Below are 8,674 nucleotides of genomic sequence, written 5' to 3'. Positions count from 1 at the left end.
CAGCCCCAACGAATACGAACGCCGACACCACACCGCTAAACTCACGCTCGCCGCGTGATCAATAACCGCGTGCCCACCTTCACGGGGGAAGGCCCCCGTCCGTGGGCGTCGGGGCCTCACGGGCCGACGGTCGGCCGGACGAGCCCGGTGTCGTAGGCCAGGATGACCGCCTGTACCCGGTCCCTGAGCCGGTACTTGTCGAGGATGTGCGCCACATGCGTCTTCACGGTCGCCTCGCTGACATGCAGCTCTTGGGCGATCTCGGCATTCGACAGGCCGCGGGTCAGCGCCCGCAGCACATCCAGCTCCCTGGCGGTGAGCGCGTCGAGACTGCGGGGAACCTCGGGGGGCTCCTGATCGGCGAGGCGGGAGAAGCGGTCGAGAAGTCGGCGCGTGACACGGGGAGAAATCACCGCGTCGCCTTCGGCGACCGTGCGGATCGCGCCCACCAGGGAGTCGGCGGGGCCGTCCTTGACGAGGAAACCGCTGGCGCCGGCTCTCAGCGCGTCATGGACGTGTTCGTCGAGGTCGAAGGTGGTGAGGATGATGACCCGGCTCGGTGAGCCCGAATCGACGATGCGCCGTGTGGCCTCCACTCCGTCCATGCCGGGCATGCGGATGTCCATCAGCACGACATCGGGCTGAAGCGCACGGGTGTCGTCGACTGCGTGGTGTCCGTCTCCGGCCTCTGCGACCACGGTGATGTCCGGTTCGGCTTCGAGGATGAGCCGGAAACCGGTCCGGATCATGGGCTGGTCATCGACCAGCAGCACGCGGATCGTCGTCATGCGCGTCGACTCCTTCGGTTGTGCCGGGATCCGGGACGGGGACGGTCGCGTGGACACAGAACCCCCCTCCCGGCCTGTCGCCGGTGTGCAGGGTGCCGCCGACAGCCGCGATGCGCTCTCTCATGCCGACCAGGCCGTGACCGGCACCCCGGTGGGCCGGCGCGACGGGCGGCAGGTCGTGTCCCGGCCGGCGCCCGTCGTCGCAGGCCCTCACGGTGAGTTGGTGGTCCGGTCCCCAGCCGAGGCTCAGACGCGCATGCGTGTGCCCTGCGTGCTTGAGGGTGTTGGTGAAGGCTTCCTGGATCACACGGTAGACGGCGAGCTCCGAGCCCGCGGGCAGCGCCCTCGCGTCGCCGCTGGAAATAAAGTCGACGTCCAGGCCGGCTGCGCGCACGGACTCGACCAGGCGGGGGATCTCCTGCAGGGTCGGCTGTGGAGGCTGTTTGCTGGGGTTGTCGTCCTCCTGCTCGTCGGTACGCAGCACTTGCAGCAGGCGGCGCAGTTCGCCCACGGCCGCTCGCCCGGTCTGCTCGATGGTGCGGTGCAGCTCGTGGGCCTTGGCCCCGTCGCGGTCCTGGATCCGGTCCGCAGCGATGGTCTGGACGACCATGAGGCTGACGTTGTGGGCCACGATGTCGTGGAGTTCGCGCGCGATGCGGGCTCGCTCCTGCGCCACTGCCGCCCGGGCGTTCGCCGCCTGTTCCCGCTCCACGGCGGCAGCCCGCTCGAGTGTTTCGTGTTCCATCGTCTTGCGTGCCCTGAACAGTCTGCCCAGAGCCCAGGCCGCCACCAGGAGGGTCGGCATCGTGACCGCGTTGGCCGGGCGATAGCCGGGCTCCATGAGCGCCTCCGCAGCGGCCGCTGCCGGGATCAGGGCCACAGCCATGATCGTGGCGGCGCATCGCGAGCAGCGTACGGCGGTCAGGAACGCAGCCACCACCAGACCCAGGTAGGCGATTCCGATCGAGGTGCCCCGCGGTCCCACCGGTGCCGGGATGTAGTGCCATGCCTGCAGCGAGCCGACCGCGACGAAGACGATCAGCAGGGTGGGCAGGGGCCATTTGCGGTGCAGGGCGAGTGGCACTCCCGACAGCAGGACGAGCAGCAGCCGCCACAGGTCCGGGTCGCGCAGATCCGGCCCGCCCACGGTCTGCGCGGGGACGATCAGTCCCCCGAGGACCATGACCAGCGCCAGCACCATGTCGACGACGGCAGGCGGCACGCGCCGCCGTGCCATCGAGTCGAGGTAGGTCATGAATTCACAGTAGACGCGCTGCTCACGGGTGCTCTCGGTCACCGGGACGAGCACCCCGTACCCCCTTTCATCCCCGTGGTCGTCATCCCTGGGGGTGAGGACGGGCTCTGCCGGGCACCGGCGGGTCCTGTGTGCCTTCCGTCGATCGGCTGATGCCGCCGGCCTGCTCACTCCCGCAGCGGAGGCCGCGCTTCCCCAGCGGGGCCGAGGAAACGGCGCCCTGAGCGGGATGCAATGGAACACGGGCCGGCCCGGCGGCCGCCCGCGAACCGATCGGACAGGAGACGACGACGTGAGCCTATGGACTCAGCAGCCGCACGGCATTGCGGACGGCACTCACGGTGCGGCCCGACCGGCCGCCCTGCACGATGCGGTCCAACTGCGCGAGGTGACTAAATGCTACAAAAAGGGCTCGCAGACGGTCCTCGCGCTGGACCACGTCAGCGCGGACATCCCCGCAGGCACCTTCACCGCGGTCATGGGCCCTTCCGGTTCGGGCAAGAGCACCTTCCTGCACTGCGCAGCGGGTCTGGACCGTCCGACGTCCGGCACCGTCCGGCTCGGTGCGACGGAACTGTCCGGGCTGAAGGAAGCACCGCTGACGAGACTGCGCCGGCGCCGTATGGGATTCGTCTTCCAGGCCTTCAATCTCATGCCGTCGCTCTCCGTCGAGCAGAACATCACGCTGCCGCTGCGGCTCGAACGCCGCAGAGCCGACCAGGCGTGGCTCGGGGAGATCGTCGCCAGAGTCGGGTTGTCGCAGCACCTGCACCATGTCCCCGCCGAGCTGTCCGGTGGCCAGCAGCAGCGGGTCGCCATCGCCCGGGCCCTCATCACCCGTCCCGAAGTGATCTTCGCCGACGAGCCGACCGGAGCCCTCGATCCCGAGAGTGCGCGGGACATTCTCGCGCTGCTGCGACAAGCCGTCACCGACATGCACCAGACCGTGGTGATGGTGACCCACGACCCCATCGCCGCCTCCCACGCCGACAGTGCCATCTTTCTGGCCGGCGGCCGCATCGTGAGCGCCATGCACTCGCCGACCGCCGACCGCGTCGCGCTCACCATGTCCGGTCTGCGAACGGCGGCCTGATGCTGCAGCTCGCCCTCCAGAGCCTGCGGGCTCGCAAAAGCGGCCTCATCGGCAGCTTCGTCGCCTTGCTCCTGGGCTCCGCCGTGCTCAGCGTGTGCGGAATCCTCATGGAGTCGGGGCTGCGTGCCTCCATGCCTCCCGAGAGATACGCGGCCGCCGACGCCGTGGTCGCGGGCCGGCAGCAGGCGAGGATCCCCGGCCGGTCCGCGGCGCACAAGACGCCCGTCAAACAGGCTCTGGTCGAGCGGGTACCCGTGCGGGCGGACGTGGCCGAGCGCATCGCCGCGGTCAAGGCAGTCGACGCCGTCATCGCGGACATCGGCATCCCCGCGCAGGTCATCGCAGCGGACGGCAAGCCGCTGTCCGCGGCCGGCGGGGCGCTGTCCACCGCTCACAACTGGTCCAGCACCAAGCTGGGCCCCTACCGGCTGACGTCCGGGCGGGCACCGGCCGGTGGGCACCAGGTGGTGCTCGACACCGCTCTCGCCCGGCGCGCGGGGGTGGCGGCGGGTGACACCGTGTCCCTGATGACCGGCTCCACCCCGCACGTGTTCCGTGTCGCAGGAGTCGTCGCCCTGGAGGGACAGCCCTCCCCGCGCAGGTCCGTGGTGTTCTTCTCCGACAAGCTGACCGAGCAGCTGGCGGCACGCACCGGTTTTGTCGACGCCCTGGGCGTACTGGCGGCCCCCGGGATCAGCCCGAAGGAATTGTCCGGCGCCGTCTCAGACGCGCTCGGTGATCCGGACCTGACCGTGTACACGGGCGACGACCGCGGCACAGCCGAGTTCCTCGACGTCGCGACCACCGGCTCCACCCTGGTGGCCCTTGCCTCGGCGGTCGCCGGGAACATCTTCCTGGTCACCGTGTTCGTGGTGACGAGCACCATGTCCTTGGCCCTCGCGCACCGCCGCCGCGAGACGGCGCTGCTGCGCGCCGTGGGAGCTACACCTCGCCAGATCCGTCGGATGGTGGCAGCCGAAGCAGTGACGGTGGCGCTCCTGGGGGGCGTCCTGGGCTGGCCGCTGGGCGTCGCGGTCGTGCACCGGATACGTGACCGTCTCGCCGGGCACGGCTTCGTCCCGCCCGACTTCCAGCCGGTGATCGGGCCTCTTCCTGCTGTGGGCGCCGTGGTGATCACCGTCCTGGCCGCCTGCACGGCAGCCCTCGTCGCCGGGCGCCGCGCGACGCGCATCCGGCCGCTCGAAGCTCTCGGCGAGGCCGCCGTGGAGCGCGGGAAACTCGGCAGGGCACGTCTGATCACCGCAGGCGTGCTGGTCCTGGGTGCCGTCGCCCTCTTCGTCACCGGCCTGGCGCAGCGCGGCGACTTCGCCACGCTGGCCGGGCTCGCCAACTCCCTCGTGCTGGTCGTGGTGATCGCCGCGGCAGTGCTGGGCCCGCTCCTGTCCCGTGCATCGATGCGCGTGCTGGGGCCGCTGCTGAGAATGTCCAGGGTCACCGGGCATCTGGCCGCGGCGAACAGCACGACGCATCCAAGGCGCCTGGCCGGGGCGGTCACCCCGCTGATTCTGGCGGTGTCCTTCGCCGCGACCGTCGTGTTCGCACAGACCACCGCTCAGCATGCCTCCGAGGAGCAGTTGCGCGCCGGCACGGTCGCCGACCATGTGCTGACGGCGCCGCAGGGTGTCGCACCCGAGGTCGCCGACAAGGTGCGCCGTCTGGACCAGGTCGAGGCCGCGACAGGCGTCGCGAAATCCACGGTCGTCGCGGTCCGCGCCGGCGCAGGCAAGGAACAGCTCGTGTCGCTCAGTGCTCAGGGCGTCGATCCCAAGACACTCGGCAGGACGATGGATCTGAAACCGCGCGAAGGCAGTCTTGAGCGGCTGAGCCGCACGACGATCGCCATCAGCTCCGTCGCGTCGTCCTGGCTGCACTGGGACGTCGGTGACAGCGTGCGGCTGCGTCTGGGGGACGGAACCCCTCTCACCCCGAGGGTGGTGGCCGTCTACGAACGCGGTATGGGCTTCGCAGACATCACCTTCGAGCACGACCTGCTGCTCGCGCACACGACATCACGCCTGGACCAGTTGGTGCTCGTGCGGGCCGCTCCGACGGCACACGGCATCGCACCCGCGCTGGCCGAGGTGGCCCAGCGCTATCCCGGAACCGTGGTGCAGGACCGGCTCGCCATCGACGACCAGCTTCGCCAGCAGAAGGCGAATGCCTGGGTCAACTACCTGATCGCCGGCCTGATCATCGTGTACACAGCGGTGACGGTGGTGAACGCCCAGGTGATGAACACGGTTGCGCGCCGACGGGAGTTCGCGATGCTCCGTCTCATCGGCACGACGCCCGCGCAGGTGATGCGGATGATGCGCTGGGAAAGTCTCGCGGTGGTCCTCGCCGGCGTGGGTATCGGGACACTGACAGCGGTTCCGGCGCTCGCGCTGGTCAGCCTCGCTCTCACCGGCAGCTTCTGGCCCACCGTTCCCCCACTGGTCTATCTGCTCATCTCGGGGGGAACAGCGGTACTGACCATGACGGCGGCGCTGGTTCCCGCGCGCCTTGTGCTGCGCACCGACTCCATCGCAGCGAAGGAGTAGGAACCGGCGGCCTGGCATCGGTCAGTTACGGTGTGTGGTGCGGAATCGGTCGCGGTAGGTGCCCGGTGTGGTCCCGAGGATGCGCTGGAAGGTGCGTCGCATGCTCTCCACCGATCCGAATCCGCTTTTGCGGGCCACCGAGTCCAGCGGGTCGTTGCCGCTCTCGAGGAGTGCCTGGGCGGCCTCCAGCCGGATCCGCTCCACGAACCGGGCTGCTGTCGTGCCGGTCTGCGCGCGGAACAGGCGGGTCAGGTGACGTTCGCTCACCCCGGCCCTGGCCGCCATGGCCGCCAGGCTGTGGTCGGCGCGCGGATCCGCGGTCACGCTGTCCAGGATCTGGCGCAGGACGGAGTCGGTGCCGTACTTGGCGCTCTGGCGCACGGAGAACTGGGACTGCCCGCCGGGACGGGCCATGAACACGACGAGGTGCTTGGCGGCGGCGCGGGCGATGTCCGCGCCGAGGTCGGCCTCGACCAGGGACAGGGTCAGGTCGATACCGGCGGTGATACCGGCCGAGGTGATGAAACGCCCGTCGCGCACGAAGATGGCGTCGCAGTCGACGTCGATCTGGGGGTAGCGGGCGGCGAGGTCGGCGGCCAGGCGCCAGTGGGTGGCGGCGCGCCGCCCGTCGAGCAGCCCGGTCGCGGCCAGCGGGAACGCACCCGCGCAGATCGCTGCCACGGTCACCGACCGGTCCGCGAGGTGGGCGATGCAGTCGATGAGCGCGGTGTCGGAGACGGCCGTCCACCAGTCGGGCCGGCCCGGGACCATGAACGTGTCGACCGGGAAGCCGACATCCTTGAGCGCCAGGTCGGGGACCAGCTGCACGCCGGCGGTGGCCGTGACGGGCCTGCCGTCGACGGAAGCCGTCCTGATCCGGTAGTGGCCGCCGTACTCGTTGGCCGCGGCGTAGACCTCCAGCGGACCGGTCACATCCAGGAGCTGAACGCCGTCGAACACCACCATCAGGACACGATGAGACGGCACGGACACCATACGAAAAGCCTTCCCCTCCGAGGGGCGTGCGGCAACCGAGTGGAGCACGCACGCGTTCATGGTGAAGGCGGGAGCGCAGAGGCAAAGGAAGCCCCAGGAGGTCTCGGGGACCGGCTGACACCGGAGCCGCCCTGATACCACCGATACGGAACCACCCCTCCGAATAAATCCTGCCGTTCACCGCGAGCCGCGCGTGGCGCAGGGACTCGACTCGGTACGGTGCGACCTCTTCCAAGGCCGGGCTGGCCTCGTGCCGGCGGCGGCGACATCGGCGGCCGGGCCCATAAAGCGGGCCGGCTGGCGTGATGCGCCCCTGGGTAGCGGTTCACATGGGCGCGACTAAACTCCCGAAACGGGATGTAGTTCCCGTGTCATTCATGGTGCTGTGAGCACGGATGGGGCGTGTATCGACGACTTCGGCCCCCGCACCTCAAACGGAGCACCGATGGTTGCGTCACACGAGTTTCGCTGCGCTGATCGCCGCATGCCCGGCCGCGCCGGCCACGGAACATATCCGGGTGACTGCGACGCCCATCGCCGAGCCCGCGGCGCATCAGCGGGTGACAGCCCGGCCCGCCTCGGCGCCGCCGGCCTTGCCGACACCTCAAACAGTTTCCCCCTCACCGCGCAGCCTGTCGGTCACGGTGAAGGAAGCCGGCCCCCTCGCGCGCAGTCGCCCGGCCTGCACGACATCGTCACCCTGTACGGCAGGACCTCCCACCAGGCCTTCACCGAACCGGCGGTCGAACCGGACACGCATCCGAGCGGTTTCGTCACAGCCGTCTCGCAGCCGAGGACGGCGGGCCGCTGCCCTGCTCACCCTCGCCGGCAATTTCGCCCCCTGGGCCGGGCGGCGCATCGTTTCGGATCCCGCCGTGCCCGGCAAAGCCGTGCCGGGCTGTCGGCGGCTGCTGCGGCACGCACGGGTCCGGCCTGCGACGGCCATCGCAATGATCAACGCCGACGCCTCCCCCGCACGGCGCCGACCAGTCGCCACGGCGATCAGCAAAGCACCTGGCACCGGATGGCAGCCGCCGGCTCCCGTTCCCCGTCCGCTCGCACGAGGTGTCCGCGACCATGACAGCAGTTCCCGCCCCGCCCAGCCGGCCAGAACCCCCCGACGAGAGGGGCGCCAGGCCCGCATCGGCGGTGATCGCAGGACACAGCGCCCTGGAGTGCCTCCTGACGTTCGTGCTGCTCTTCGGTGTGACCACGATCGTCCGTTGGGTCGCAGGACCCTCACCCATCTCCGACGCGGTCCCGCAGATCCGCCTGCAACTGCTGATCATCGGCGCGAGCGTGGGGCTGCTCGTAGCGGGGCTGATCCTCAGCCGGCCGGGCCGGGTGACAGGAGGGCACATCAACCCCGCGATCTCCCTCGCCATGTGGCGCTTCGGGGTCTTCCCCGGCGTGCTGGTCCTCCCCTACATCGCGGCGCAGCTCATCGGATCCGTACTCGGAGTGCTCGCAGCCCGCGCCCTGTGGGGTACGGCGGTCGAGAAGGCGCCGGTGGCCGATGCCACGCTGCACTCCGGCCCCGGCTGGTCGGCCGGTGAGCTGTTCGCGGCCGAGGCCGCCAGCATGGGCGTCATCGTCTGCGCCATCGGGCTCTTCCTGCAGACCCCCAGACTGGCCCCCCTGGTCCCCTGGCTCGCCGGATTCCTGATCGCAGCGGTGATCACTGTGCTGGGCACCACCACGGGAGGCTCGGTCAACCCGGCACGCCAGTTCGGCCCGACCATGGTCTCCGGGCAACTCCGCCTCCTGTGGGTCTACCTGCTCGCCCCGATGGTGGGAGCCGCACTCGCGGCCACCGCCCTGCGCCGACTGTGCAGGCACCGCAGCGTGCTCACCCACCGGCTGTGCGGCACCCACGCCGACGGCACCCCCCTGCGAGAAGGTGCCGAACGAACGAGGTAACCCAGGGCGGTCGGGATCACAGGTCCAGCAGGGCCTGTTCGACAGCCTCGGTCAGGGCCGG

6 protein-coding genes are annotated in these 8,674 nt (G+C 70.2%); 3 read left to right on the top strand and 3 right to left on the bottom strand.

All coding sequences use genetic code 11. The annotated features are described in order from the left end of the window. Positions 1-116: 116 nt before the first annotated feature. Positions 117-788 (bottom strand): response regulator, encoded by a 672-nt coding sequence (locus tag ABT085_RS40080; protein ID WP_351620036.1) that lies wholly within the window; start codon positions 786-788, stop codon positions 117-119. Continuing rightward, positions 757-2,043: a sensor histidine kinase gene (locus tag ABT085_RS40075; RefSeq protein WP_351620033.1), complete on the bottom strand. Its 1,287-nt coding sequence runs from the start codon at positions 2,041-2,043 to the stop codon at positions 757-759. Before ABT085_RS40075 ends, ABT085_RS40080 begins: the two co-directional genes overlap by 32 nt. A gap of 292 nt (positions 2,044-2,335) precedes the next feature. On the opposite strand from ABT085_RS40075, the gene ABT085_RS40070 reads away from it, so the two are divergent. Together ABT085_RS40070 and ABT085_RS40065 are read left to right on the top strand one after the other, a co-directional pair. Further along, positions 2,336-3,136, top strand: a complete 801-nt coding sequence (locus tag ABT085_RS40070) for an ABC transporter ATP-binding protein (protein ID WP_502982936.1) — start codon at positions 2,336-2,338, stop codon at positions 3,134-3,136. Continuing rightward, positions 3,136-5,697: an FtsX-like permease family protein gene (locus ABT085_RS40065; RefSeq protein WP_351620030.1), complete on the top strand. Its 2,562-nt coding sequence runs from the start codon at positions 3,136-3,138 to the stop codon at positions 5,695-5,697. The genes ABT085_RS40070 and ABT085_RS40065 overlap by 1 nt, the downstream gene beginning before the upstream one ends. Positions 5,698-5,718: 21 nt before the next feature. Here the strand turns inward: ABT085_RS40065 and ABT085_RS40060 are convergent, their stop codons facing one another. Beyond that, positions 5,719-6,663: a GlxA family transcriptional regulator gene (locus ABT085_RS40060; protein ID WP_351620027.1), complete on the bottom strand. Its 945-nt coding sequence runs from the start codon at positions 6,661-6,663 to the stop codon at positions 5,719-5,721. A gap of 1,107 nt (positions 6,664-7,770) precedes the next feature. Here ABT085_RS40060 and ABT085_RS40055 point away from each other — a divergent pair. Then, positions 7,771-8,613 carry an MIP/aquaporin family protein gene (locus tag ABT085_RS40055; protein WP_351620024.1) on the top strand — a complete coding sequence of 281 codons (843 nt, stop codon included), beginning with the start codon at positions 7,771-7,773 and terminating at the stop codon, positions 8,611-8,613. Positions 8,614-8,674 lie beyond the last annotated feature (61 nt).

It is taken from the genome of Streptomyces sp. NPDC002265 (assembly GCF_040296125.1).
In the GTDB taxonomy this organism is placed as follows: Bacteria; Actinomycetota; Actinomycetes; order Streptomycetales; family Streptomycetaceae; genus Streptomyces.
This window is presented reverse-complemented; position numbering and strand designations above follow the sequence as displayed.

Bases quoted from the DNA above. Each gene is read 5' to 3' on its own strand.
- ABT085_RS40065 (WP_351620030.1), top strand. From the start codon at position 3,136: ATGCTGCAGCTCGCCCTCCAGAGCCTGCGGGCTCGCAAAAGCGGCCTC.
- ABT085_RS40055 (WP_351620024.1), top strand. From the start codon at position 7,771: ATGACAGCAGTTCCCGCCCCGCCCAGCCGGCCAGAACCCCCCGACGAG.
- ABT085_RS40075 (WP_351620033.1), bottom strand. From the start codon at position 2,043: ATGACCTACCTCGACTCGATGGCACGGCGGCGCGTGCCGCCTGCCGTC.
- ABT085_RS40060 (WP_351620027.1), bottom strand. From the start codon at position 6,663: ATGGTGGTGTTCGACGGCGTTCAGCTCCTGGATGTGACCGGTCCGCTG.
- ABT085_RS40080 (WP_351620036.1), bottom strand. From the start codon at position 788: ATGACGACGATCCGCGTGCTGCTGGTCGATGACCAGCCCATGATCCGG.